The following is a 26344-nucleotide window of genomic DNA, read 5'->3' on the forward strand; positions in this document are numbered from 1 at the left end:
CCGCGCGCGGAAGAGGGAATTCGACGATGTCCGCAGCCAAAGAAGGTGAATCCAATCTGGTGATCTTCGCCGCCCTGGCGGCAAATCTCGGTATCGCGGTCGCGAAGTTCGTCGCGGCGGCGATCACCGGTTCGTCTTCGATGCTGACCGAGGGGTTCCACTCGGTCGTCGACAGCTTCAACCAGTTGCTGTTGCTCTACGGCCAGCATCGCGGGAAGCGGCCGCCGGACGTCGCCTATCCGTTCGGCTATGGCCGCGAACTGTATTTCTGGAGCTTCGTCGTCGCGATCCTGATCTTCGGGGTGGGCGCTGGCGTGTCGGTCTACGAGGGGTGGGTCCATCTCGAGGAACCCGAGCCGCTGCGTGACCCGCTGGTCAACTACATCGTCCTCGGCGTCGCCTTCGCGCTGGAGGGAACGTCGTGGGTGCTCGCGGTGCGCGGTTTCGCCGCGGACAATCGCGGGCGGGGCTGGTGGCAGGCGGTGCGGCGGTCGAAGGACCCGGCGGGCTTTATCGTGTTGTTCGAGGATTCGGCGGCGCTGGCTGGCCTGATCGTCGCGGGCGCGGGTGTCTGGCTGAGCCACGCGCTGAACGATCCCCGGATCGACGGCATCGCCTCGATCGTGATCGGGCTGATCCTGGGCGTGGTCGCCGCGTTGCTCGCTCGGGAGGCTAAGGGGTTGCTGATCGGCGAGGGCGCCGACCCGGCGATCGTGGCGCGGGTCCGCGCGATCGTCGACGGCCGACCGGAAATCACCGCCGTCAACCACGTCCGCACGATCCATACCGCGCCGCAGAGCATCTTCGTCGCGATCAGTGCGGACTTCGTCGATACGCTGTCGATGGGCGAGGCCGAGACGCTGATCGAGCGGATCGAGACCGAGCTGAAACAGGCCGAGCCGATGTTGTCGTCGATCTACATCCGGCCGGAAAAGCGCGAGGATGCGGCGGTGCTGCCGGGGGCGCCGACGGCCTGAGGCGAATGCGTACGTCGTCGCCGCGGCAAACCGGTGGACCGCAGGCTCGCGGCGTCAGCCCGCCGGCACGATCTCCACGACGTCCAGCAGCGATTCAAAGCGTGGCGACGGCAGCACCAGCCGCCAGCGCCGCGGGCCGATCCGCTCGACGTACCCGGCAAGATCGCGATTCCCGTCCTTGCCGTAGGGCAACGCGCGATGTTCGTCACCGATCACCATCGTGCCCAGGAACACGGTACGCGCGGAGGAATCCTCATACAGCGTGCCGACCGGACGTTGGCCACCCCCGATCTTGTACATTCGGACGACGCCGCCCGTCGCATCTACCCCGCAATCGACCACCGGATAGGCCGTTAACGCGCGCATGGCGGTGCCGTTGGCGCCCAGCTTGGTCACGCGGCAGCGATAGGCGCCCGACGGCGGAACGGGGTCGGGCAGCGCGCGATCCGGATCGAACAGCGCGGGATCCGCGTCGAGCTGCGCCATCAGCCCCGCCCCGCGCACCTGCGCCAGCGCATCGATCCAGGCGCCCCGCCACGATCGCAATCGCGCCCGGTCGGCCGGCGTCGCCACCTGTCGCCAGTCGCCTTGACGATCGGCCGCTGCGGAAAGGCCGGGGGCGGCCACCGCCTTCGCACCGCGGCCGCCGCAGGCGGTCAGGATCGCGCACAGGACAAACCCCGACAGGCGGGCAGGGCCGTTCACGGGCATGGGCTCATAGCAGGGCATTCCTTCGGCGGGGTGTTTCGCAACCAACCACGCAATTCCAGCAAAGCCAAGGACTTCCGTGCCCCATCCTGGGGTGTTGCCGGATCAGGCGGCGGTCCATCCGCCATCGACCGACAGGTTCGCGCCGGTGATCGCCTTGGCCTCGTCGCGGCACAGGAACAGCGCGAGCGCGGCGACCTGCTCGACGGTGACGAATGCCTTGGTGGGTTGGGCGGCGAGCAGCACGTCGTTCAGCACCTGGTCGCGCGTCATCCCGCGCGCCTTCATGGTGTCGGGGATCTGCGCCTCGACCAGCGGGGTCCAGACATAGCCCGGCGAGATGCAATTGACGGTGATGCCGTCGTTCGCGGTTTCCAGTGCGATCGTCTTGGTCAGTCCGGCGAGCCCGTGCTTGGCCATCACGTACGCGGACTTGTTGGGGCTGGCGACGAGCGAGTGCGCCGATGCGGTCGAGATGATCCGGCCCCATCGGGCCGCCTTCATGTACGGCACCGCCGCCTGCATCATGTACCAGGCGGAATTGAGGTTGATCTGGATGATCGCCTCGAACTTGTCGGCGGGGAAATCCTCGATCGGGGCGACATGCTGGATGCCCGCGTTGTTGACGATGATGTCCGGGCCGCCGAGCTGGTCGTGGCAGCGCTTGACCATGGCCGCGATCTGCTCGGGCTTGGTCATGTCGGCGGCGTCGTACAGCGCCTTGCCGCCGCTGGCCGCTTCCAGCTTGGCGCGCTCGGTCTCGATTGCAGCCGCATCGCCGAAGCCGTTGATGACGACATTCGCGCCCTCCGCCGCAAACGCCTGCGCATAGGCAAGCCCGATGCCCGAGGTCGATCCGGTGACGATGGCGGTTTTGCCCTTGAGGAACATGCGGAGTCTCCGTTGCGGCGGGGGATGGTCAGATCGTGCGCGGTGGGTTCGGTTGCGTCAGGTCGAAGGTCGCGCTCTTTCCGGTCTCGATATTCTGCGCGATCAGCTGGGCGTTCGCCATGGTCTCTTCCACTGCCGCCAGACCCGCGCTCCAATGCTCGCGCATCGTGCGGGCGGAAAACTCGAAATCGCGGCTGCCGCCCTCCCAGGCATTGGCGCGGTGGATCAGATGGACCAGATTGACCGGATCCTCATGCGACCGCGCCGTCAGGGCGACGACATCGGGGTCGTCCTGCAGGTCTGCGGGCAGCTTCGCCAGCACCCGCCGCGCCAGCTCGCGATCCTTGCGGACGCGCATCATCTGGTCCGACACCTGGCGCGTGCGGCTGGAAAAGCGGATTTCCTTCTCGCGCGCCATGACGCCCATGATGGTGCGCGGATGTTCCGATGCCGCCGGGAACAGATCGATCTGGAACGCCAGCAACGCGCCTTGCTGATGATCGAGCACGTGCGTCAGCGGGGTGTTCGACACCAGGCCGCCGTCCCACCACCACCGGCCGTCGATCTCGATCGGGGGGAGGCCGGGCGGCAGCGCGCCCGAAGCCATGATATGGCGGGCGTCGATGCGTGTTTCGGTGGTGTCGAAATAGGCGAAATTGCCATTCTCCACATCGACCGCGCCGACCGAAAGCCGGACCGGACCGGCATTGAGCAAATCCCAGTCGATCAGTCCGTCCAGCGTCGCCTTCAGCGCATGGCTGTCATAGAAACTCAGTGCCTCCGGCGTCCCCGGGATCGCCAGCGTCGGGGGGATCAGCCGCGGCGTGAAGAAGCCGGGAACACCCCCGGTCAACACCGTGCCGGCGGACCATTCGTGCAGGAATTCACGGACTCGATCGTTGGGAAAGATCGGGAAGCTGGGCAACGCGCTGGTGACCGTATCCCAGAAGGCGGTCAGCTTCTCGACGCGCCGCTCCGGCGGGTTCCCGGCAAAGATCGCGGCGTTGACCGCACCGATCGAAATGCCGGACACCCAATCGATCTCGATCCCGCTCGAGGCCAATCCCTCGATCACGCCGGCCTGGTAACTGCCCAGCGCGCCGCCGCCCTGCAGAACCAGGGCGACACAATCGGGTAGCGGCAGGCTCTTGGCCCGGCGTTTCGGCTTGATCGATTCTGTATCTGCCATGGCCACGACATGCGCGTGTTGCAGTGCAGGATCAACGCCCGTCTTCACGGAATAGGCGCTCCGCCCGAGGACAAAAACGGCGCCGTGGCATGCACCCTTGCAACAAGCCGGCCTGCCGCGCATTCATGCCGCAACGGCAACGAATCTCGGAAAACATCCGCCATGCGTCTCGACGACTTCGATCCCAACATCAATGTCGAGGACCAGCGCGGGCAGGGCGGTGGCAGCGGCTTCGGCGGTTTCGGCGGCGGGGGCGGCGGCGGTCTGCTGTTCGGCCTGCTCCCGCTGGTGTTCAGCCGGTTCGGGTGCGGCGGCGTGGCGGTATTGCTGGCGGTGCTGCTGTTCTTCGGCGGCGGGCTCGGCATGCTCGGCGGGGGCGGCGGCGGTCAGGTGGGGGCACCGACCCAGCAGGCCGGGAGCGCGCGCGCGGGCACCGACGCAAAGTCGAGCTGCACGCTGAATGCCGAGAGCAAGGTCGCGTGCAACGCCTTCAGCTCGGCCGACAAGACGTGGGCCGCCATCTTCCAGCGCGAGGGCAAGACGTTCCAGCAGCCCAAGCTCGTATTCTACGGCGGTGACGGCCGTTCGGGCTGCGGCGCGGCACAGAGTGCGATGGGGCCGTTCTACTGCCCGCGCGATCAGGGCGTGTATCTCGACACGAGCTTCTTCGGGGAACTGGCCAATCGTTTCGGCGCCAAGGGCGACTTCGCGCAGGACTATGTGATCGCCCATGAATTCGGCCATCACATCCAGAACCTGCTCGGCACGTCGGACAAGGTCTCCAGCATCCAGCGCAGCGGCAACGAGGTCGAGGGCAACAAGGCTTCGGTCAAGCTGGAACTGCAGGCGGATTGCTACGCCGGGGTATGGGCTGCCCAGAACCGTGACCGGCTCGATCCGGGCGATCTGGAGGAGGGCATGACGGCGGCGAAGGCGATCGGCGACGACACGCTTCAGCAGCAATCGCAGGGTCGGGTCGTTCCCGACAGTTTCACCCACGGCACGTCGGCGCAGCGCATGAAGTGGCTGCGGACCGGGATGGAAAGCGGTGATCCCAACGCCTGCGACACGTTCTCCGGCGCGATCTGAGCGCTGACCGCAACCCAGCCCGGGGCTCCGGGCTGGGGAGGTAGTGCCCCTTTCGTCAATCAATGGGCGCATACGCGCTTTGGGAGGCCGGGGGGTAAGCCCCGGATTTGGCGGAGGCCCCGGATCTGGTCCGGGGCCTGCCCCCCTTCTTACAGCCGAACCAGCATCTTCCCCGTGTTGCCCCCGGTGAACAGGCCGAGAAACGCATCCGGCGTGGCGTCCAGGCCATCATGGACGGTATCCTGGCTGGTAAGCGCGCCGCTCTTCACCATCGCCGCCATGTCCGCGTAAAAGTCCGCAGCACGCGCGAAATACGGCGTGACCAGGAACCCCTGCATCCGGATCCGCGCACCGATCAACCGCATCAGATAGCGCAATTGCGTCGGAGCCCCGCTGTTGTACGCGTCGATCATGCCGCAGATCGCGAAACGCGCCTGATCGCGGGCATGCGCGAGCGCCGCGTCGAGATGATCGCCGCCGACATTGTCGAAATACACGTCGATCCCGTCCGGGGCGGCGGCGCCCAGCGCCTTCACCAGGGGCACGTCCCCCTTGTAGTCGATCACGTGATCCGCACCCAGGGATTTGACCCAGGCACATTTGTCGGCACCCCCGGCCGATCCGATGACCGTCATCCCCTTGGCCTTGGCGACCTGCACCACGGTCGAACCGACGGCACCCGCGGCGGCGGAGACGAACACCGTCTCGCCCGGCTTGGCCGACGCCACGTCCAGCAATCCCCAATAGGCCGTCATGCCGGGCATGCCGAGCATGCCGAGGAACTGTTGGTCGGGCACGCCGACGTCGGGCAGCTTCTGGACCTGGTTTGCCGGCAGGATCGCTTCATCGCGCCAGCCCAGCATGTGCTGGACCTTGTCGCCGACCTTGATGGCGTCGGAACGGCTCTCAACGACCTCGCCGAGCGCGCCACCCTGCATCGGCTCGCCGAGCGCGAACGGCGCGACATAGGACTTCGTGTCGTTCATCCGTCCGCGCATGTACGGGTCGACCGATAGCCAGCGGTTCGCGACCCGCACTTCGCCGTCGTTCAAGGCGCGCGAGCCGGTCTCGACCAAGGCGAAATCGGCGTGCTGCGGCATGCCGGTCGGGCGGCTTTTCAAGGTCCAGGAACGGGGCATCGGCGCTTTCTCCATCAGGTGTTTCGAAGTCGAGGTATGCGCGGCGGGGAGTGATAGCAACGAAAAAACCCCTCCTCCGCCGAAGCGGAGGAGGGGCTCTCGTCACGATCGAAATTTCCTTTGCGAACGCAACGCGTTCAGTAGGTCGCGCCGAAGCTCCGATTGAGCGTCCGCGGACCGTCGGCCGAGTCGGACCCCTTGGCGTCCGTAGTCTTGGCGTCGGTGGTCTTGGCGTCGTCGTCGCCGAAGAACGCCTGATTCCGTTCCTCGTCGCGCCAGTGCGCCTTGGCGTCCTCGGCCGTCTTGGAGATCGTCACCTTGTCCGCGACGCTCTGCAGCCAGCTCGACGGGATCGAATGATGGCGACCACCGGCGTCGGCGTCATTCTTGGTCAACAGGATCCGGTCGCCGCGAACCTTGTCGACCGTGCCGACGTGCGCGCCGTCCGAGCCGAGCACTTCCATATGCTCGGTGACTTGCGCCAGCGACGCACGCTGCGTCTGGCGGTTGGTGCGCCATGAACCGAACTCGGACTCGAACTTCGTGCGGTTCTCCCGGCGATATTCGTCATAGTCCCGATCGAGCGCCTCGATCTGCGTCCGGCGCCAGCTGCCGTAGTGATCATCGCTGCCCGACCGCTCCGTGCCGGACCGCTCGGTGCCATAGCGCTGATCGTCATACCGCGCGTCCATGTCGCGACGGCGCGTCGCCTCATCATCGCCGAACCAAGACCGGACCTCGTCTCCCGCCCGGTCGAAGAATCCGCGGTCGTCGTAATCATAGCCCTGGGGCTGGCGGCCATAGCCCGGCTGGCCCTGGCCCTGCGAACCGTGGCGCTGCTGGTCCTGCGGTTTCCCATAGGCACGATTGGAGTCACGATTGCCGTACATGTCGGGTCGACCGTAATCTTCCCGCCCCTGGGCGCGCCCCTGGAACCGGTCGCCATGGCCGCCGTCGCCATAGGCGCCGCCACCGTAGGAACGGTTGCCGTAGCCGCCGCGGGACTCATAGCGATCACTGCCGCCCTGATCCTGGTAACCGCCACGGTCGCGGTTCTGGCCGCCGCCATACCCGGAAGAGGTCGACCGCGAGTCGCTGTCCGACCCGTAATTCTGCTGGCGATCCGCGCCGCGCGGGTCCCGCCCGTACCGATCGCGATCGCCATAAGGGCTCTGCCCATAGTCCTGATACTGGTCACGGATGTCATGTCGGTCGTCGTTCGACCGGGGATAGCGTTCATAGGCCATGATAGCGTCCTCCTGAGACAAGGGTGCCAAATGGCGCGTCGTTCGGCGCGTCGCATTGGCAGCTGTCAAAACTCGGGAAAAAGCGGCTCGGTTCCGTGATCTAACGCACATTCGAGGCGCATCGTCGACACCGCTGGCGGATGCGGGCGACGCGGCAGGCGGGTTGGTGAAGGCGGCCCATTGCCAGCGGCGAAAAGCAGCGTTAAGGCGGCAGTCCCGCCGAATGACCGGCCGGGGCGTGGTGCGGGGCTGTAGCTCAGATGGGAGAGCGCTGCAATCGCACTGCAGAGGCCAGCGGTTCGATTCCGCTCAGCTCCACCACGCCAAGCCCGTCGCCACGCGCATCCTTTCACGGCGCGGAGCCTAGTCGCTTCCGTATCGTTGATGCACAATGCCACCGATGTCTCCCGCCGACCGCCTGTCCCGCCCGCTGAAAGGCATGATCGTCGGTCAGGTGCGGGCGTTGTTCAACGATCAGGCGCGGGGCGAACGACCCGTCCAGCGGCGTGATGACGCCCTGTTTCCTCCAGATTCTGTTGCCTGGCGCGTGCATGGGGACGTGACCTCGATGCTGGTCGGGGGTATCGCGGCGCTGCTGTTGCAGATGTTGCACCCATCGGTACTCGCCGGCGTGTGGGATCACTCGGGGTTTCGGGACGACATGCAGGGCCGGCTGCGCCGCACCGCGCGGTTCATTGCGGTGACGACTTATGGCGCACCCGATGATGCCCGCGCGTTGCTCGCCAAGGTGCGCCGCATTCATGACCATATCGGCGGCACCCTGCCGGACGGAACGTCCTACCGTGCCAGCGATCCCGCGCTGCTCGCCTGGGTCCATGTCAGCGAGGTGCTGAGCTTTCTGGATGGCTGGATCCGTTACGGCGAACCGGGCATGAGCCGTGCCGACCAGGATCGCTATGTCGCCGAAATGGCGCGCATCGCCGAGCCGCTCGGGGTAGAAGCGATCCCTCGGACGCGGGGGGAGGCCGAGGCCCTGCAGGCCGCGATGCGGCCGCAACTGAAGGTCGATGCGCGAACGCGCGACGTCGCGACGGTCCTGTTGCAGCAGCCGGCGCCCTCGCTGGCCGCACGCCCGTTCCAGACGATCACGATGCAGGCGGCGATCGACCTGTTGCCGGGCTGGGCGCGGACGATGCACGGACTGGAGCGACCCGGACTTGGCGTGCCGCTGCTGCGTGCGGGGACGTTCGGGGTCGCCAGCACGCTGCGGTGGGCGTTCCGGGGATGACGACGCCGCCCCCGTCGCCGATCCCTGCCGCGACGCTGGTGCTGTTTCGCAGCGGCGGTGGCACCCCCGAACTGTTGTTCGTCGAACGGTCGAGGACGATGGCGTTCGCCGGCGGTGCGCTGGTGTTTCCCGGCGGGCGGGTCGATCCCGGCGACCACGCGCTGGCGGCAAGGTTCGACGGCGACCCCGACGAGTGCGCCGCGCGCATTGCCGCGATCCGCGAGACACTCGAAGAGGTTGGGCTGGCGATCGGCCTCCAGGCGATCGATGCCGATCGTCTGGCAGGGCTGCGAGCGGCCTTGCATGGCGGGGTGGGTTTCGGGGACGCGCTCGTTGCCGCGCAGGCCGTGCTGGCGATCGACGGGCTGGTGCCGTTCGCGCGATGGTGCCCGTCGCATGCTCCCGCCCGCATTTTCGACACGCGGTTCTTTCTCGCCGAAGTTCCCGCCGACGCGCCCGACCCGGTGGTCGACGATACCGAGAATGTCCGCGTCTTCTGGGCGACCGCGCAAACCGTGCTCGACCTTGCCGATTCCGGGGCCGCCAAGATCATCTTCCCGACCCGTCGCAACCTCGAGCGGCTCGCCCAATTCGACAGCTTTCGGGCCGCCGTGGCGGACACGGCCGATCGCCCGATGCGAACGGTCACGCCATGGGTCGAGGATCGCGACGGCATGCCGCATCTCTGTATCCCGACCGATCTCGGCTATCCCGTGACCGCCGAACCGATGGAGGATGCGGTCCGCGGATAGCCGCTCAGTTGGGCAGCGCGGTCGCTTCGACCTTCTCGACCCAATGGGGGAAGAAGCCTGGCTGGCGATTGGACCATCCCGACGCGGTCGCCGCGGCTTCGCTGATCGATTGCAGCAACGTGCGCCGCAGGTCGGGGTGGAGATGCGGCAAGGCGGCGGCCGAGCAGAAGGCGGCGGGCAACCACGGCCTGACTTCCGCGCCGACCAGTCGCTCGTACAGGAAGCGATAGGCCGCGAATGTCGTAAGCCGTCCCTGGCCCAGGTCGAAGGCAGACACGGTCAACAGGGGCGCAAGAAACGGTTCCAGCGACTCCAGCCCGCCGCCATCGGGCATCGTGGCGCGGATATCGGGCAGGCGTGCGTACAGCCGCGCCTGGGCGCGAATGCTTGCCGCTTCGATCACATCGCGGGACCAGCGCAGCATGGCGTCCTCGCGGTCGAGGCCGATGTCGAGCGAGCGGCGGATATAGCGCTGGGTTGCCGCTGCAAACCCCGCGAATTCCTTCATCTCCGCCAGGGTCATCGTGCCGTTGGCCGCTTTCATCCGGGAACCCATGTGCCACTCCGCTGCTAAGGGTGCAGTCGGACGACCATGCGCTTACCGGATTACCCCGTGGTTAACGCCGATCGCTTTCTGCGCCAACAAGCGACCATAGATTGTGTTGCGACGCAACATGCATTGCGATCAAGCGTTCAAAACCTTCGAAAATATCCGTCGGCGTTGCGCCCGCGCAACGGAAGTTGCGCGGGCGGTGGAGGGTTAACGCTTGTCCGTCGCCAGCTTCGCTTCCGCTTCGGGATCGTAGCCGGAGGACTTCGGGGGCTCGCTATTCTCGCCTGGACGCGTCGAGGCGGGCGGATCCGACGCATCCATCGACTCGTCCAACGCATTGTCCAGCGCCGCGTCGGGGCTGGTGGGGTTGCGCTCGAGGCGCTGTGCGATGGACTGGTCCTGACCGGCATCCTGCTTGGGATGCTGAATGTGGCCCGTTGCATCGTCCTCGGGATCGCCAGGAGCGACCGAAAGGCTGTCCAACGCCTTTTCGTCGATCAGCTTGGGGTCATCGTTCATCGTAGCTCTCCTGATCGTTAGGGCCATAGAACGACCCGACCCGCAAGCCTGTTCCGTCAGGGTAGCCGCGTCACCGATACGCGCTGGGCGACGAAGGTCGCGCGACCGAAGACGGTCATGAACGCAATGTCGGTCGCATCGCGGCCTACCGCGACGCGCACGAGGTCCGAACAGCTTGCCATGCGGGTGGCGTCGACCAGATGCCACCGGTCCCCCAGCCACACTTCCGCGACCGCATGGAAGTCGGGCGGATCCACGCCGGGGGCATAGGCCGAAACGCAACGCGCCGGGATGCCGCCCGCGCGGGCGAGTGCTACGAGCAGGTGTGCATAGTCGCGACACACGCCGTGCCGCTCCGCGAAGGTCATCATCGCGGTGGTGGTGCCGTTCGAAGTGCCGCATTCGTAGCGCAGATGCCCCGCCACCCATTCGACCAGCGCGGCGGCGAGCGGGCCGCCCTGCAACCCGCCGAACTGCTGCTCGACAAACCCCTCCAGCCGATCCGATTCACAATAGCGGCTGGGCAGCAGATACGGGATCGTCTCGGGCGGCATGGCGCGCGGCGGGGTGGGCCCGAGCGTCCTGAAATCCACGGCCGGCCGATCGATCCGGACGATCGCGCGATAGTCCGCGCGAAACGCTCCTTCGCCGCGCGCCCAGCAGCGTTGGCCGATGCCGTCCTCACCGGGAACCGCGCGCAACGGTTCGGGCGAGTGGACGCGCAGGTCCTGCAATTCGAGGTGCTGGTCGGGCTGTTTTGCCGCCTCGATCAGCAACAGCACATCTGCGGCCCCGTCGATGGTATAGTCGAGCATGGCCTCGATCGCGATGCGCATGGTGGTCCTCTGCCTGTGACGAAGAAAAAGGGCCCGATGGATCGTGCCATCGAGCCCTCCCGGATGCTGTGGATCCGTACCGCGTTTAGTTGCGGTTGCCGAACAGGCGCAGGATGAACAGGAACATGTTGATGAAGTCGAGGTACAGGCTCAGCGCCGACATGATCGTCACGCGCTGCTCATATTGCGTACCGGCGACCTGCGCATACAACGCCTTGGTGCGCTGCGTGTCGTAGGCCGTCAGGCCGGCGAACAGCAGGACTCCGACGAAGCTGATCACCAGCGCCAGCGGGCCCGAATGGAGGAACACGTTGAGCAGGCTCGCCACGATCAAGCCGATCAGCCCCATCATCAGGAACGTACCGAAGGCCGACAGATCCCGCTTGGTCGTGTACCCGTAGAGGCTGAGACCACCAAAGGCCGCAGCCGTCGCGAAGAACGCCTGGGCGATGGCGACCGGGCTATAGACCAGGAAGATCGTCGAGAGCGAAAGCCCCATCGCGACCGAGAAGCCCCAGAACATCGCCTGCAGCGTGCTGTTCGACATGCTGTTCTGGCCGAAGCTCATCCCGAAGACGAAGCCGAGCGGCGCGAGCGTGATGACCCACTTGAGAATGCCGGGGCCGCCGAACACCGTTGCAGCCGCGCCGCTGGCCACGAAGCCCAGCGCGACGATGCCGGTCAGCAGAACCGCCGACGTCATGTAGTTGTAAACAGACAGCATGTACCGCCGCAGGCCGGCGTCATACGCCTCCGAGCGGGTGGTCCCAGCCGTCTGGAACGCGGAAGCGTTCGGACGGGGATCAGACCAGTTTGCCATTACCAAAAGCTCCTTGCAGCCGGCCGTGTGCCGGTTACGCTGAATATCGGCGCACTGCGTCCGCATTTCAAGCGAATCCGGGGGCAACGGGGCGGTCAGCAACACTGTCTCACAATAGGCCGTACGGCGTGCCGCCTGCGCGTGCGCGCGGACGACATCGCACTCGACCATAATCTTGCGATGAAATCGCTAAGCGAAAGATATGGGACCCACGGTGATCGATCACGGTGCGACGAACATATTCTCTGTCACAACACCGTCATGATCTGCCGGCTCTGATGACAAAATGAAGTCAAGTTGATGACGATGCATAATGTCTAACTAGTGATTAGGAAGTTATACATGATTCATGTTAGGACGCGCCAAACCGGGCGATAGGAATGCTTGAATGCTGTTGGCAGTCTTCGTGATCCTGGTGATCGGTCTGGGCATCGGCCTGTGCAGCTTCCTGCTGAAGCGGAACAAGCGTTCGCGGCGGCGGCGGACGCATTATGTCACTATTGCCGTAAGAGACTCCGACCGGGCGACCGACCACGAGAACGATCTGTAAAGATCTTGCCGATCGCGCGGATCTCCGGCGGGACGCATCCCGCTATGCAACGCCCGGCGACCGTACTGCGCCACCGCGGCGGCAGCACCGCGGCGGACGTTCATTTAAAATCGCTTTCGTAATCTCGGTATGCTCTGCTAGTCCTGGCGCAAGAACAGAAAAGACCGAGAGGATCGAGCATGACGACCACCGGTGCGGCCACGGCCGATGCGTCCGAAACTGTGCGCGTATCGCGGTACGCCTGGCTGGTGTTGGGGATCCTCTTCCTCGTTTACGTCCTGAATTTCGTCGATCGGCAGATCATCTCGATCCTTGCCGAGGACATTAAGCGCGATCTGCATTTGAAAGATGAGGATCTCGGCTTTCTCTACGGTACGGCGTTCGGCGTGTTCTATTCGCTGTTTGGCATTCCGCTCGGGCGGCTTGCCGATACGTGGCATCGAGTCCGGCTGATGACGGTCGGCCTGGCGTTATGGTCTGCGATGACCGCGGCTTCGGGGTTGGCGCAGAGCGGCGGCGGGCTGGCCGGGGCGCGGATCGGCGTAGGCGTAGGCGAAGCCACCGCAAGCCCCTCGGCTTACTCGCTGATCTCGGACTATTTCCCCAAACGTCTGCGCGCCACGGCGCTCGCGATCTATTCGTCGGGGCTGTACGTCGGGGGCGGGCTATCGCTCGGGATTGGCGGACTGATCGTCCAGCGATGGAATCACGCCTATCCGAGCGGCGGACCCTTCGGGCTCCATGGCTGGCAGGCCGCCTTCATGCTGGTCGGCGTGCCGGGCCTGATCCTCGCGCTGGTCGTCGCAACCCTGCGGGAACCGATCCGCGGGGCAGTCGAGGGACTGCCGCAGCCCGAACGGCATCCCGCACCGTTCAACGCGTTCCTTGCCGAACTGTTGACGATCCTGCCGCCGTTCACGCTGATCGGTGCTGCGCGTGGCGGGCTGCAGACGTTTCTGATCAACATCCTGGCACTGGGGATCGTGGTCGCCGGCGTGCTGGGGTTGCACGCGATCGGGGAACCCTGGCCGCAATGGATCGCGATCGGGATCGGCGTCTACGCCGTCTTCTCCTGGGCGGCAGCGTTGAAGCGCCGGGACCCGCCGACCTATCGCTTGATCGTCGGCAATCCGGCATTCCTGTGCATCGTCGTGGCCTATGGGCTCAACGCCTTCATATCCTACGCCATCAGTTTCTGGGCGGCACCGTTCGTGCTCCGGACGCTCGGCGAGACGCCAGCCGTCGCGGGCCTGTTCGTCGGCTCGACCGGGGCGCTCGCCGGGTTTCTCGGCGTGATGCTCGGCGGGCTCGCCGCCGATCGGTTGCGCAGGGGCAATCCCGCGGGCCGGGTGCTCGTCGTGCTGTTCGGCGCGACGGTGCCGATCCCCTTTGTCATCCTGGCTTTCACCGCGACGACCACACTGGTCTTCTATCCGTGTTTCTTCATCGCCAGCATCTGCGCCAGCACCGCGCTCGGCGCGGCGGGGGCGACGATGCAGGACCTCGTGCTGCCCCGGATGCGCGGGACCGCGACGGGGACGTTCTTTATCGGAACGACGTTGCTCGGACTGGCGATGGGGCCCTATCTCGCCGGGCGCATCTCGACGGTGTCGGGCAGTCTGTCGATCGGGGTGCTGTCGCTGCTGTGCGCCGCGCCGATCACGATTGCGGCGGGGATTGCGGCCTATCGCCTGGTCCCCCGCGCCGAGGCCCAGCGCGAGGCCTGGGCGCGCGCCGCCGGCGAAACGATCTGATCCTTAGGGATGACCGGGCGGCCATTTCATCCCAAGAGATGAGGGGGGCGCCGTTCGGGGCGGGTCTGTGCAAACCCTTCGGAAAGCCTTTCGGACATTACTCTCGCGGCGGACCAACTGCGGAGAGTATCCATGTTTTCGGCTGAGATCGTCACGCTTCCCGGGCATGCGGGCACCGTCCGGAGCACGCGCAAGGCCGATCGCTCCGACGTTACCATGCCCGGCAGGGTAGGGGATCTGGGCGCGCGCAGCCTTTGCCGCATTTCCGACCTGTCGACGCCCGGCGCGCGTCTGAAGACCTTTCAGCCGCTCGTGCCGCACAGCGTCATCATGCTCCGGTTGCCCAGCCAGCCGCCCCGGCGGGCACGGATCGTATGGGCGGACGATTTCACCGCCGGCTGCGCGTTCGAGCGACCGATCGACCAGGCGTTGCTCGACGCGCTGGTCGCGATCTATGGCTTTACCCCCGCGCTTCCCGAGATCGGGATGTTCCGGCTCCCCTGACCCGACCGGATCAGCTTGCGCCGAAGACCCCGCAGGCGATGCGACCGCCGCTGTTGCCCGAGGGATCGGTCATCAGGTCGTCCGGGTTTGCATGGACCACCAATGCCGAGCCGTCCGCGTCGAGCAACCCGGCCATCGTCGCGCCGGGCAGAACGATGCCGATCGTGCCACGCCCGTTCGAGCCGACGATCAGGTTGGGCAGGTCCCCTTCATGCGGACCCTGCGGGTTCATCGACCCGTGTTTTGCCGACGTCGGGTTCCAATGGCCGCCGGCCGTCGCGAAATCCGGGGCGTCGCAATGGCCCACGGTGTGGACGTGCGCGCCGTGCGTGCCCGGTGGCATGTTGCGGACGTCGAGCGTGAGGCGAAGTCCGCCGCCGACCTCGGTGGCCGTTGCGCGACCGACATCGGCGCCGTCGGGCGTGCGCAGCATCGCGACCGCATGGGCCCCGTTCGCCATCGGCGTACCGGTCTTCAGCTCGTTCCTGTCGCATGCGGCCAGACTGAGCGTGGCCAAGGTCGCTGCCGCGAGGATCCGTACGCGCATCGGGAATCTCCTGCTTTGTGTCGGTGCCGGGGTGCGCCTTAACGCAGCGCGCGACAAGCATACCCCGGCGTGGTCCTCAAAACACGGCCAAAAAAAAGGGCCGCGCGACTTACGCCGCGCGGCCCCGTACAGATGGCGTCGGTTTAGTTGGCGTTGCTCGTCTTGATGAAGCCGTTGACGCCGTTCGGGAAGAAGCCGCCGCCGACGGTCGCCGACTTGGTGAGGTAGACGATGTTGAGGACGTTCGCTGCGGACCGGCTGTATGCGATGCCACTGGCATCGGTCGGGACGATATTCGAAATCGTCGAATCCGCGCCGGCAATGCCCTGATCGTCGTCGGTCGTGCCATCGAGGCTGTCGCGCGCGTCGCTGATCAGGCGGACCGTGTCGAACAGCGACCCCGTTCCAGTGCCGCCGGCAAGGCCCTTGGCATACAACACCGTGCGCACCAGCCCGGCGTGATAGGCTTCCGCCGCGAGGATACCCGCTGCTGCGTCCAGATATGTCTTGCTGGTCAGCAACGGTGCCGCGCCCTTATAGGCGCTGACGCCGACGTCCTCGAAGATGAACGCGCCGAGCAGGAAGTTGTTGTCATTGGCATAGGGGTCGAACGTCCCCGTTGCCGACACGACGCCGGCCGCGCGCGCCGCGGCCGTAAACGCGCCCGTTGCGCTGCCGTCGATATTGATGGCGGGCATTGCAACGGCCGCCGATCCCAGCGCGGTTCGCAGGAACGCGACGTGTGCGATCTCGTCGGATGCGATTTCCCGCGCATATTGCGCAACCACCGGATCGGTAAAGGTCACCTGCTTGCCGCCGGTGACCGCGCCCTGCGTTCCCACGCCCGACAGCTGCGAGGCCGGAAGACCGGTTCCGTAGACGGCGTAGGAGTAGAATTGCGCCTCGAGATATTCGAGGTTGAGCGCGAAGTTCAGGATGTCCGCGTCGGTCGCCGCAGTGGTGCCCGTCGGGGTCGGGGTGGGAGTCGGGGTAGGGGTGGGCGTCGTATTGTTGTTGCTGCCGCACGCCGCCAGCAGCGACAGGCCGCCTGCCGCAATCGAGGCCTGGCCGGCCGCGCGAAGGAAGCTGCGACGTTCGTCCCGGCGGCGATCGCTCGCCTCCAGAACCTGTGTGAGCATGTCTTGATCGTTCATGTCGAATTCTCCCTGAAGGGATCGAGAGGCATTGACGCGCTTAGGCGGTCACTGTGCTCGTCTTGATGGTGCCATTGACGCCGGCGGGGAAAAATCCGCCCATGCCGACACCGGCGTTCGTCGTGTTCAGGTACACGATGTTGAGGACCTGACCCGTCGTCCGGCTGAAGGCGAGGCCATTGCCGTCGAGCGGTACGATGTTGGACGCGAGCGCGCCGTTGATCGTGGTTGGCGAAATGCCCTGGTCGTCGTCCGACGACCCGTCGAGCGAATCGCGGGCGTTGGATATCGAATCTGCCGACGTGCGCAGCGTTGGGGCCTGCACGCCACGCGCATAAAGCGAGGTCCGCACGAGACCGGCGTGATAGGCCTCGACCGCCAGAATACCGGCAGCTGCCTCGAGGTAGGTCTTGTTGGTGATCAGCGTTGCGGCACCCTTATATGCCGTCACCCCGACGTCCTCGAAGATGAACGCGCCGAGCAGGAAGCTGTTGTCGTCGGCATAGGGGTTGAAATTGGCGGACAGGCCGGCTGCAACGGCGGCCGTGCTGAACGCGCCGCCGGGGCCGCCCGCAATGTTGATGGCGGGTTGTGCCACGGCCGATGTCATCAGCTGGCTGCGGAGGAACGTCACGTGCGCGACTTCGTCCTGCGCGATTTCCTTGGCATAGGCGATGACCAACGGATCGGACAGATTGGCCTTCTGACCGCCGGTGACCGCGCCCTGCGTTCCCGTGCCGGTCAGCAGGTTTGCCGCAAGGCCGGTTCCGTTGACTGCGTAATTGTAGAATTGCGCTTCGAGATATTCGAGGTTGAGCGCGAAGTTGAGGACGTCTGCGTCAGTCGGTGCGGTCTGCGCATCGGCGCGTTGGCCGATGGCAAGCGCGCTCATACCGGCACCCGCGATCGCGGCGGCACCGAATGCATTCTTGAAGAACTCACGGCGTTCGTTGCGGCGTTCTACGCGCCGGTCGAATGCTTCGATGAGTTGCTGATTAACGTCGTCGGTCATCGAACTAGACCTCCCTGTGGATGGTAAAGCGCCAACTCGCCCGCCTAGAGTATGTTCCATGTCATTGATAAACAATAATAAAACGTACTTATGGCAGGCGCACGGCGGGTCGGTTCGCGACCGACGGCCGCGACTTTTACCGCTGTGGCACAGCTACGCGCGGCGTTTCCGCAGGGATGCAGTCCGTCACAATAATTCGTACCGATCACATTCGGTTTCATGAAATGTCGTGAACGGGCCCTCATCAATTACGCTTGTTCGTGCCCGAAGCGCGATTGGCAGACGTGCCCTTTCCCCGGCGATGCCCCCTTGCTAAGGGCTCCCTCGACTCTTGCATTCGCACAGTCGGTCGCGCCCGCGCGGAGCCCCCCGGTTCCGCCTCCCCGCCGCGGCCCGACGCAAAGGGAAGGACCCGCTGCACATGACCGCCATTGGCCAGGACACACTCGGCACGCGCACCACGCTCGACGTTGGTGGCACCTCGTACGACTATTTCAGCCTCGCCACCGCCGCCGAGAAGCTGGGCGACATCAGCCGCCTGCCGTTCTCGATGAAGGTGCTGCTCGAGAACCTTCTCCGTTTCGAGGATGGCGTCACCGTCACCACCGAGGATCTCCAGGCGATCATCGACTGGCAGCAGGAGCGCAAGTCGGACCGCGAAGTCCAGTATCGCCCCGCGCGCGTGCTGATGCAGGATTTCACGGGCGTCCCCTGCGTCGTCGATCTCGCGGCGATGCGTGACGCGATCACCAAGCTCGGCGGCGATGCGGTCAAGATCAACCCGCTCGTGCCCGTCCACCTCGTGATCGATCACTCGGTGATGGTCGACGAATTCGGCACGCCGCAGGCGTTCGAGGATAACGTCGAGCTCGAATACAGCCGCAACAACGAGCGGTACGAGTTCCTCAAGTGGGGCTCGAAGGCGCTCGACAATTTCAAGGTCGTCCCCCCCGGCACCGGCATCTGCCATCAGGTCAACCTCGAGAACATCGCGCAGGCGGTGTGGTCCTCGACCGCGCCCGACGGCAAGACGATCGCATACCCCGACACCTGCGTCGGCACCGACAGCCACACGACGATGGTCAACGGCCTCGGCGTACTCGGCTGGGGCGTCGGCGGGATCGAGGCCGAGGCCGCGATGCTCGGCCAGCCGGTCTCGATGCTGATCCCCGAAGTCGTCGGGTTCAAGCTCACCGGCGAGCTCGCCGAGGGCATCACCGCGACCGATCTCGTGCTCACCGTCACCCAGATGCTGCGCGCGCGCGGCGTCGTCGGCCGGTTCGTCGAGTTCTACGGCCCGGGCCTCGACGCGCTGAGCCTCGCGGATCGCGCGACGATCGCCAACATGGCACCCGAATATGGCGCGACCTGCGGCTTCTTCCCGGTCGACGACGCCACGCTCGATTACATGCGCCTGACCGGCCGCACCGAGGAGCAGATTGCGCTGACCGAGGCCTATGCCAAGGCGCAGGGCATGTGGCGTCTGGCGGATGCGCCCGATCCCGTCTTCACCGATACGCTGTCGCTCGACATGGCGAATGTCGTGCCGTCGCTTGCCGGCCCGAAGCGCCCGCAGGACAAGGTCATCCTCACCGAGGTCGACGACACGTTCAACGCCGATCTCGCCAAGGTCTATCACCACTCGACCGCCAAGCGCGTCCCGGTCGAAGGCCGTGACCATGACATTGGCGACGGCGACGTCGTGATCGCGGCGATCACGAGCTGCACCAACACCTCCAACCCGTCGGTGCTGGTCGCCGCGGGTCTGGTCGCGCGCAAGGCGAACGCGTTGGGCCTCAAGCCCAAGCCGTGGGTCAAGACCTCGCTCGCGCCTGGCTCGCAGGTCGTCACCGACTATCTCGACAAGGCAGGGCTGACGACCGATCTTAACGCGGTCGGCTTCAACCTCGTCGGCTATGGCTGCACCACCTGCATCGGCAACTCGGGCCCGCTCGCGCCCGCGATCTCCGCGGCGATCAACGGCAACGACATCGTCGCCGCCTCGGTCCTGTCGGGCAACCGCAACTTCGAGGGCCGCGTGTCGCCCGACGTGCGCGCGAACTTCCTCGCGTCGCCGCCGCTGGTCGTCGCCTATGCGCTCAAGGGCACGGTGACCGAGGACTTCACCACCACCCCGATCGGCCAGGCGACCGACGGCCATGACGTCTATCTCAAGGACATCTGGCCGACCAACGCCGAAGTCCGCGAAGTGATGGACGCGAACATCGATCGCGGCATGTTCCAGTCGCGCTATGCCAGCGTGTTCAAGGGCGATGCCAAGTGGCAGGCGATCGAGATCGAAGGGTCGGACACCTATGCGTGGCCCGCCAGCTCGACCTACATCGCCAACCCGCCGTATTTCGAGGGCATGTCGATGACGCCTGCGCCGGTGCAGGACATCATCGAGGCGCGTCCGCTCGCGATCCTCGGGGATTCGATCACGACCGACCACATTTCGCCGGCCGGCTCGATCAAGGCGGACAGCCCGGCAGGTGCGTGGCTGATGGAGCGGCAGGTTTCGCGCGCCGACTTCAATTCTTATGGCGCGCGGCGCGGCAACGACAATGTCATGGTCCGCGGCACCTTCGCCAACATCCGCATCAAGAACGAGATGGTCCCCGGGGTCGAAGGCGGCATGTCCTCGTACAAGGGCGAGACGATGCCGATCTACGACGCGGCGATGCGCTTCAAGGCGGATGGCGTTCCGATGATCGTCATCGCGGGCAAGGAATATGGCACCGGCTCGTCGCGTGACTGGGCCGCGAAGGGCACCAACCTGCTCGGCGTCCGCGTCGTCATCACCGAGAGCTTCGAGCGGATCCACCGTTCGAACCTCGTCGGCATGGGCGTGCTGCCGCTGCAGTTCGCGGAAGGCGTCGATCGCAAGACGCTGGGCCTCGACGGGTCGGAGAGCTTCACGATCATGAAGGTCTCCGAAATCCGCCCGCGTCAGGATGTCGAAGTCACGCTGACCCGCGCCGACGGCACGGTCGAGACGTTCATGACGCGCTGCCGGATCGATACCGTTAACGAGCTTGAGTATTTCCTCAACGGCGGCATCCTGCAGTACGTGCTGCGCAAGCTGGCGGCGTAAGCGGGGCGGGCGGGCTTCGGCCCGCCGGTTCTGCGGAATTGAAGAAGGGGCGGGGGAAACCTGCCCCTTTTTTTGCGTGTGCCAGGTAAGACCGTTCTCAACGCGACCGCTACCCCGGCGAAGGCCGGGGCCCAGCAGTGGGCCATCGATCCTCCCGCGCTGCGTTAGCTTCCTCGACCTTCGCTCCTGGGCCCCGGCCTTCGCCGGGGTGGCGTCAAACGAGGTCTGGCGTGGCACCCCCCAGAAACGGGAAATGCCCGCCACGCTTGCGCGTGGCGGGCATCCTTTCCTCCCCAGGAAACTTTCTTGAGCCGTCCCTAGAGCTTAACATCCGAAGGCGCACCGCAGGATCGGCGATCCGCACGGTCATCTTGTAACGTTCGTCGGTCAAGTGTACGTCGGGTTGTAAAGTCTTGACTTACAGGAGCGTGCCATGGCCGATCGCAAGCTGTTTGCAGGGCATGCCGTCCGCAGATTGCGACGCAGCGCCGGCCTGACCCAAGCCGCCATGGCCGAGGTGCTCACGATCTCGCCGAGCTATCTCAACCTGGTCGAGAAGAACCAGCGGCCCTTGTCGGCAACCTTGCTTGTCAAGCTTGCCGAGACGTTCGATTTCGATCCCCGCGCGCTGGCGGCCGGGGAGCCGGGCGGCGGGGAGGCGGCGCTGCGGCGCCGGCTGGCGGATCCGATGTTCGCCGATCTGGAAATCGACCGCAACGAAATCGAGGAATGGCTCGCGGGGGCCCCTGGCGGCGCGGAGGCGTTCGCACGCGCGTTCGACCGGATCGGCGTCGGCGGGGGCGGCGAGGAGTCCGCCGCGCTCGACCCGATGGGGGAAGTGCGGCGCGAAATCGAACGGTGGCGCGGGCATTTCGCCGATCTCGATGCCGCCGCCGAGGCGCTGGCGGACGAACTGCGCATGGGGGCAGGCGACCTGTACGGCGCGATTGCCGAGCGGCTCCGGATCAAGCATCAGCTGACGATCCGCGTCCTGCCGGTCGATGTCATGCCCGACCTGCTCCGCCGTACCGACCTGCACGCCCGGCAAGTGCAGCTGTCGGAAACGCTCGACCCTGCCAGCCGGACCTTCGCGGTCGCGGTCCAGCTTGCGCAGATCGAGGCGCGCGATGAAATCGACGCGCTCGCCAAGGGCGCGGGCTTTGCAGATCGCGCGGCAGAGCGACTGTACCGGCGGCATCTCGCCAATTATTGTGCCGCCGCACTGATGATGCCCTACGCCCGCTTCCTGCGCGCGTGCGAGGCGACCGGCTATGACATCGAGCTGCTTCAGCGGCGGTTCGGCGCGGGGTTCGAACAGGTCGCGCACCGGTTCACCGCGCTGCAACGCGTCGGCGCGCGCGGATTGCCGTTCTTCCTGGTCCGGATCGACCGGGCGGGGCAGGCGTCGAAGCGCTTTTCGGGTGCGAGCGGCTCGCCACTGGCGGAAGCCGAGGCACGGTGTCCCTTGTGGCGGTTGCATGGGGCGTTCGATCGGCCGGGGACGCTGGCGGTCCAGCTGGTGGCCTTGGAGGATGGCTCCCGCTGGCTGACGATCGCGCGGACGGTCACGCCGCAGGGGCGGCGCTACGGCGCGGTACCGGCGGAGTTCGTCGTCGGGATCGGGGTCGCCGCGGCGCATGCAGGTTCGCTGGCGGTCGCGCGCGGGGTCGACCTGACCGGCGAAGCGACCCCGATCGGGTTGGGCTGCCGCGCCTGCGGACGCGGGCAATGCCCGCAGCGATCGCTCCCGCCCGCAGGCCGCGCGCTGATCGTCAACGAACGCGAGCGCGGGGTCAGCGGGTTCGCCTTCGGCGGCGACTGACGCGGCAAGCGGCCGCGCGTTGCATCCCGCTTTGGCCGAAAACGCGGCGAAGCGGTGCCTTTGCATAGTCTTGCGAATGCAGGGGCAAGATACCGGTAGAAAGCGAACCCGCCTGTATCCAACCCCCGCGCATTGGCCGGCGGGCTCCAGCGGCCACGTGTTCGGCGTTACGCGGGAACCTCGATCGGCGCATACACCATCGCCTCGAGATCGGTGATCAACCCGGGACCGGTCGGTTCCCAGCCCAGTTGCGCGCGCGTCCAGTCGCTGGACGCCGGCATGTCGAGCGCCGCGAACATCGCAAACCATCCGAAATGCCCCGGCGCCTCTTCCGGGGAAAGGGACACTGTCGGGAGACCCAGGCCCGCGGCGACGACCTCGGCGATCGCGCGGGCGGAGATACCCTGCTCGGCGACCGCATGATAGCGCGCGCCCATCGTGCCTTGATCCAGAACGAGCGCGTAGAGCTTCGCCACGTCGAGGACATGCGCGGCCGGCCACCGGTTGGCCCCGTCGCCGACATACGCCACCACCCCCTTGTCCCGTGCGATGTCGATGTACGGCGAAATCAATCCCTGCCTGACGGTATCGTGGACCTGCGGCAGCCGCATCACGCGGACATCGACACCCGCTTCGAGCAGCGCATTGCCGGTCTGCTCCGACACGATCCGCGGGTTGGGATGTTCGGGATTGAACAGCGCTTCGATGGCCAGGCGTCCGGGACCGGCGTCCCCGATCCCCGTCCCGGAGGTGATGATCAGCGGCCGCGCCGAACCACGGAGCGCTTCTCCCAACGCGCCGATCGCATGGCGATCCTTCTCGCAATTCTGGACGAAGTTGCTGAACGTGTGATCGAACGCGGTGTGGATCACCGCATCTGCCTGCTCCGCGCCCGCGCGCAGGCTAGCGGGATCCTCCAGCGTGCCATGATGGGGCGTGGCACCGGCTTCGATCAGTCGGTCGGCCCCGGCGTCGGACCGGGTCAGTCCCAGCACCTGATGCCCGGCCGCCAGGAGTTCGGGAACGATCCGCGCCCCGATGAAGCCGGTCGCACCTGTCAGAAATACGCGCATCGATTGTCTCCGTGTTGTCCGGGGACGGACTTCGCGCTACTCGGGATCCTGTAAAAGTAGTGATCGTATCATGGTATAATCTGCAACAGGATCGAGATGTCGATGGAGACGGATAATCCGCTCGGAACGTTCCTGCGCGATCGCCGGTCGCGCATGGACCCGGTGGCGTTCGGGTTCGGCGGTGGACGTCGGCGCACGCCCGGCCTGCGCCGGGAGGAGGTTGCGCAACGCGCCAACATCTCGCCGACCTGGTACACCTGGCTCGAGCAGGGCAGAGGCGGCGCGCCGTCTGCGGACGTCTTGAACCGCCTCGCGGCCGGACTGATGCTGACCGAGCCGGAACGCGAGCACCTTTTCATCCTCGGGCTCGGGCGCCCGCCGGAGGCGACGTACAAGACCTCGGGCGAAGTGACGCCGCGGTTGCAACGGGTGCTGGACGCAATGCCGTTCAGCCCTGCCATCATCAAGACAGCGACCTGGGACGTCGTCGCCTGGAACGCGGCGGCGGCAATGGTGTTGACCGACTATGGCAAGTTGCCGCGCGAGCAGCGCAATATCCTGCGGTTGATGTTCACCAACCCCGGCATGAAGGCGGCGCAGGAGGACTGGCGCAGCGTTGCGCGGTATGTCGTCGGATCGTTCCGCGCGGATGCCGCCCGCGCCGGCGCGGGGGCGGAAATCGCGACGCTGGTCGAAGAACTGTCCCGGCTCAGTCCGGAGTTCGAGTCGCTCTGGCGCGATAACTATGTGGCCGGTCATGCGGACGGACTGAAGCGGCTTCACCATCCCGAGCACGGCTTGCTCGAGCTCGAATTCTCGGCGCTCGCGGTGGATGGGCGGCCCGAGCTGGGGGTCATCATTTATAATCCCGCGACGCCGGAGACGGCCGGCCGCATCCAGTCGCTGATGATGCGTCGGGCTGATCCGTCTCCCGCGGATTGAACGGGAAGCCACGTTTAACGGCGACACTGGGGTGCTGCGGGCCATGTCCTACAGGGCGAGCATCTGGTATCCCGGTCCGATCCGACGGAAACGGGCGCGGCAGGGCGATTTCCAGAGGCAGGGCGGTGCGCGGCCGGAAACGCGTTTCGCCTAACTTTCCCCTAACTTTCCGCCTGCCAGTAGAATGTGAATAACTTCACAATTTTACATGTCGAATGGCTTGAGGTTGACCGAGTAACCTCGGCAATGGCCGAATATGCGCATCAATTCCTGTAAAGATCGGTATTTTGGCGAAATCGCTACACCAGTGGGGCATTCGCATGACGTATCAATCCAGCATCGCGCACGCAGACTCGTTGATCCGTGGGCAGCACGGCACCTGGGACGGAATTTCGGCAGAGTCCGTCGCGCGGATGAAGCTTCAGAATCGCTTCCAGACCGGTCTCGACATAGCCCGGTACACGGCGGGGATCATGCGGCGCGACATGGCGGCCTATGATGCGGATCCAGCCAAGTACACCCAGTCACTCGGCTGCTGGCACGGGTTCATCGGGCAGCAGAAGATGATCAGCGTCAAGAAGCACTTCGGCTCGACCGAGCGGCGCTACCTCTATCTATCGGGCTGGATGGTCGCGGCCTTGCGCAGCGAGTTCGGCCCGCTGCCGGACCAGTCGATGCACGAGAAGACCAGCGTCCCCGCGCTGATCGAGGAACTTTACACCTTCCTCCGACAGGCCGATGCCCGCGAGCTCGGGATGATGTTCCGCGAGATCGACGCCGCGCGTGCGTCGGGCAATGCGATCGAGGAACAGCGCCTGCTCAACGCGGTCGAGAATTACCAGACGCATGTCGTTCCGATCATTGCCGATATCGATGCGGGCTTCGGCAATGCCGAGGCGACCTATCTGCTCGCGAAGAAGATGATCGAGGCCGGCGCCTGCGCGCTTCAGATCGAGAATCAGGTCAGTGACGAGAAGCAGTGCGGCCATCAGGACGGCAAGGTCACCGTCCCGCACGAGGACTTCCTCGCGAAGGTCCGCGCATGCCGCTACGCCTTCCTCGAGCTGGGCGTCGACGACGGAATCATCGTCACGCGCACCGACTCGCTCGGGGCTGGCCTCACCAAGCAGATCGCGGTGTCGAAGGAGCCGGGCGACCTCGGCGACCAGTATAACAGCTTCCTCGACTGCGAGGAGATCGACCCCGCCACCGCCCGCAACGGCGACGTCATCCTCAACCGCGACGGCAAGTTGCTGCGGCCCAAGCGGCTGCCCTCCAACCTGTTCCAGTTCCGCGCCGGGTCGGGCGAGGATCGCTGCGTGCTCGACTGCATCACCTCGCTCCAGCACGGCGCGGACCTGTTGTGGATCGAGACCGAGAAGCCGCACATCGAACAGATCGCGGGCATGGTCGACCGGATCAGGGAGGTCATCCCCAACGCCAAGCTGGTCTACAACAACTCGCCATCGTTCAACTGGACGCTCAACTTCCGCCAGCAGGTGTTCGACGCGTGGAGCAAGGACGGGCGCGACGTCTTGGCGTACGACCGGGCGAAGCTGATGTCGGTCGATTACGACGGCACCGAGCTGGCGAACGAGGCGGACGAGCGGATCCGGACCTTCCAGCGCGATGCCGCGGCGCGGGCGGGGATCTTCCATCATCTCATCACGCTGCCGACCTATCATACGGCGGCGCTGTCGACCGACAATCTCGCCAAGGCGTATTTCGGCGAGGCGGGGATGCTCGGCTATGTTAAGGGCGTCCAGCGTAAGGAGATCCGCGAGGGGATCGCCTGTGTGAAGCACCAGAACATGTCGGGCAGCGACATCGGCGACGACCACAAAGAGTATTTCGCGGGCGAGGCGGCGCTCAAGGCGGGCGGCGCGCACAACACGATGAACCAGTTCGCGGCCTGACCGCGGA

Annotated in this window: 24 protein-coding genes and 1 tRNA gene; 12 read left to right on the forward strand and 13 right to left on the reverse strand. The window is 65.8% G+C overall.

Features of this window, described 5'->3' with window-relative positions; all coding sequences use genetic code 11:
- Positions 1–26 precede the first annotated feature (26 nt).
- Positions 27–977 (forward strand): cation diffusion facilitator family transporter, encoded by a 951-nt coding sequence (locus L8K25_RS16050; protein WP_242139989.1) that lies wholly within the window; start codon positions 27–29, stop codon positions 975–977.
- Between the two features lie 54 nt (positions 978–1031).
- On the opposite strand, the gene L8K25_RS16055 is transcribed toward L8K25_RS16050, so the two are convergent.
- From L8K25_RS16055 to L8K25_RS16065, 3 genes are all read right to left on the reverse strand, one after another.
- A complete protein-coding gene (locus L8K25_RS16055) occupies positions 1032–1682 on the reverse strand; it encodes a DUF4893 domain-containing protein (protein WP_242139990.1) in 651 nt (216 codons plus the stop codon).
- Positions 1683–1790: 108 nt separating this feature from the next.
- A complete protein-coding gene (locus L8K25_RS16060) occupies positions 1791–2576 on the reverse strand; it encodes a 3-hydroxybutyrate dehydrogenase (protein WP_242139991.1) in 786 nt (261 codons plus the stop codon).
- Positions 2577–2604: 28 nt separating this feature from the next.
- Positions 2605–3765, reverse strand: coding sequence for a patatin-like phospholipase family protein (locus L8K25_RS16065; RefSeq protein ID WP_242139992.1), 1161 nt, complete (start codon positions 3763–3765; stop codon positions 2605–2607).
- A gap of 162 nt (positions 3766–3927) precedes the next feature.
- On the opposite strand from L8K25_RS16065, the gene L8K25_RS16070 reads away from it, so the two are divergent.
- Positions 3928–4854, forward strand: coding sequence for a neutral zinc metallopeptidase (locus L8K25_RS16070; protein WP_242139993.1), 927 nt, complete (start codon positions 3928–3930; stop codon positions 4852–4854).
- Positions 4855–5003: 149 nt separating this feature from the next.
- On the opposite strand, the gene L8K25_RS16075 is transcribed toward L8K25_RS16070, so the two are convergent.
- Positions 5004–5993, reverse strand: coding sequence for an NADP-dependent oxidoreductase (locus L8K25_RS16075; protein ID WP_242139994.1), 990 nt, complete (start codon positions 5991–5993; stop codon positions 5004–5006).
- A gap of 137 nt (positions 5994–6130) precedes the next feature.
- Positions 6131–7240 carry a DUF2171 domain-containing protein gene (locus L8K25_RS16080; RefSeq protein ID WP_242139995.1) on the reverse strand — a complete coding sequence of 370 codons (1110 nt, stop codon included), beginning with the start codon at positions 7238–7240 and terminating at the stop codon, positions 6131–6133.
- 245 nt (positions 7241–7485) lie between these two features.
- On the opposite strand from L8K25_RS16080, the gene L8K25_RS16085 reads away from it, so the two are divergent.
- From L8K25_RS16085 to L8K25_RS16095, 3 genes are all read left to right on the forward strand, one after another.
- Positions 7486–7561 (forward strand) — tRNA-Ala (locus tag L8K25_RS16085).
- A gap of 79 nt (positions 7562–7640) precedes the next feature.
- Positions 7641–8489 (forward strand): oxygenase MpaB family protein, encoded by an 849-nt coding sequence (locus L8K25_RS16090; protein ID WP_242140182.1) that lies wholly within the window; start codon positions 7641–7643, stop codon positions 8487–8489.
- A complete protein-coding gene (locus tag L8K25_RS16095; RefSeq protein ID WP_242139996.1) occupies positions 8486–9241 on the forward strand; it encodes an NUDIX domain-containing protein in 756 nt (251 codons plus the stop codon). The genes L8K25_RS16090 and L8K25_RS16095 overlap by 4 nt, the downstream gene beginning before the upstream one ends.
- 4 nt (positions 9242–9245) lie before the next feature.
- Here the strand turns inward: L8K25_RS16095 and L8K25_RS16100 are convergent, their stop codons facing one another.
- From L8K25_RS16100 to L8K25_RS16115, 4 genes are all read right to left on the reverse strand, one after another.
- Entirely contained in the window at positions 9246–9797 is a 552-nt protein-coding gene (locus tag L8K25_RS16100; RefSeq protein ID WP_242139997.1) for a hypothetical protein, read from the reverse strand.
- 204 nt (positions 9798–10001) lie between these two features.
- On the reverse strand, positions 10002–10313 hold the full coding sequence (locus L8K25_RS16105) for a hypothetical protein (protein ID WP_242139998.1): 312 nt from the start codon (positions 10311–10313) through the stop codon (positions 10002–10004).
- A 56-nt stretch (positions 10314–10369) separates the two neighbouring features.
- Positions 10370–11149 carry a transglutaminase family protein gene (locus tag L8K25_RS16110; RefSeq protein ID WP_242139999.1) on the reverse strand — a complete coding sequence of 260 codons (780 nt, stop codon included), beginning with the start codon at positions 11147–11149 and terminating at the stop codon, positions 10370–10372.
- A gap of 85 nt (positions 11150–11234) precedes the next feature.
- Positions 11235–11969, reverse strand: coding sequence for a Bax inhibitor-1/YccA family protein (locus L8K25_RS16115; protein WP_242140000.1), 735 nt, complete (start codon positions 11967–11969; stop codon positions 11235–11237).
- 388 nt (positions 11970–12357) lie between these two features.
- Between L8K25_RS16115 and L8K25_RS16120 the strand changes: the two genes are divergently transcribed.
- The 3 genes from L8K25_RS16120 to L8K25_RS16130 all read left to right on the forward strand — a co-directional run bounded on the left by L8K25_RS16120 (position 12358) and on the right by L8K25_RS16130 (position 14777).
- Positions 12358–12519: a hypothetical protein gene (locus L8K25_RS16120; protein WP_242140001.1), complete on the forward strand. Its 162-nt coding sequence runs from the start codon at positions 12358–12360 to the stop codon at positions 12517–12519.
- A gap of 179 nt (positions 12520–12698) precedes the next feature.
- Positions 12699–14273, forward strand: coding sequence for an MFS transporter (locus L8K25_RS16125; RefSeq protein WP_242140002.1), 1575 nt, complete (start codon positions 12699–12701; stop codon positions 14271–14273).
- Between the two features lie 132 nt (positions 14274–14405).
- Positions 14406–14777 (forward strand): PilZ domain-containing protein, encoded by a 372-nt coding sequence (locus L8K25_RS16130; RefSeq protein WP_242140003.1) that lies wholly within the window; start codon positions 14406–14408, stop codon positions 14775–14777.
- Between the two features lie 10 nt (positions 14778–14787).
- On the opposite strand, the gene L8K25_RS16135 is transcribed toward L8K25_RS16130, so the two are convergent.
- From L8K25_RS16135 to L8K25_RS16145, 3 genes are all read right to left on the reverse strand, one after another.
- Entirely contained in the window at positions 14788–15324 is a 537-nt protein-coding gene (locus tag L8K25_RS16135; RefSeq protein WP_242140004.1) for a superoxide dismutase family protein, read from the reverse strand.
- 143 nt (positions 15325–15467) lie between these two features.
- Positions 15468–16478: a ferritin-like domain-containing protein gene (locus L8K25_RS16140; RefSeq protein WP_242140005.1), complete on the reverse strand. Its 1011-nt coding sequence runs from the start codon at positions 16476–16478 to the stop codon at positions 15468–15470.
- 40 nt (positions 16479–16518) lie between these two features.
- Positions 16519–17490 carry a ferritin-like domain-containing protein gene (locus L8K25_RS16145; RefSeq protein ID WP_242140006.1) on the reverse strand — a complete coding sequence of 324 codons (972 nt, stop codon included), beginning with the start codon at positions 17488–17490 and terminating at the stop codon, positions 16519–16521.
- Between the two features lie 421 nt (positions 17491–17911).
- Here L8K25_RS16145 and acnA point away from each other — a divergent pair, with 421 nt between their 5' ends.
- Both acnA and L8K25_RS16155 read left to right on the forward strand, forming a co-directional pair.
- On the forward strand, positions 17912–20584 hold the full coding sequence (acnA, locus tag L8K25_RS16150) for an aconitate hydratase AcnA (RefSeq protein ID WP_242140007.1): 2673 nt from the start codon (positions 17912–17914) through the stop codon (positions 20582–20584).
- A 433-nt stretch (positions 20585–21017) separates the two neighbouring features.
- Positions 21018–22406, forward strand: a complete 1389-nt coding sequence (locus tag L8K25_RS16155) for a short-chain fatty acyl-CoA regulator family protein (protein WP_242140008.1) — start codon at positions 21018–21020, stop codon at positions 22404–22406.
- A gap of 167 nt (positions 22407–22573) precedes the next feature.
- On the opposite strand, the gene L8K25_RS16160 is transcribed toward L8K25_RS16155, so the two are convergent.
- Positions 22574–23479, reverse strand: a complete 906-nt coding sequence (locus L8K25_RS16160) for an SDR family oxidoreductase (RefSeq protein ID WP_242140009.1) — start codon at positions 23477–23479, stop codon at positions 22574–22576.
- Between the two features lie 96 nt (positions 23480–23575).
- On the opposite strand from L8K25_RS16160, the gene L8K25_RS16165 reads away from it, so the two are divergent.
- Both L8K25_RS16165 and L8K25_RS16170 read left to right on the forward strand, forming a co-directional pair.
- Positions 23576–24421, forward strand: a complete 846-nt coding sequence (locus L8K25_RS16165) for a helix-turn-helix transcriptional regulator (protein ID WP_242140010.1) — start codon at positions 23576–23578, stop codon at positions 24419–24421.
- 320 nt (positions 24422–24741) lie between these two features.
- On the forward strand, positions 24742–26337 hold the full coding sequence (locus L8K25_RS16170; RefSeq protein WP_242140011.1) for an isocitrate lyase: 1596 nt from the start codon (positions 24742–24744) through the stop codon (positions 26335–26337).
- Positions 26338–26344 lie beyond the last annotated feature (7 nt).

Origin of the sequence: Sphingomonas sp. TREG-RG-20F-R18-01, assembly GCF_022662475.1 — a bacterium.
GTDB lineage: Bacteria > Pseudomonadota > Alphaproteobacteria > Sphingomonadales > Sphingomonadaceae > Sphingomonas.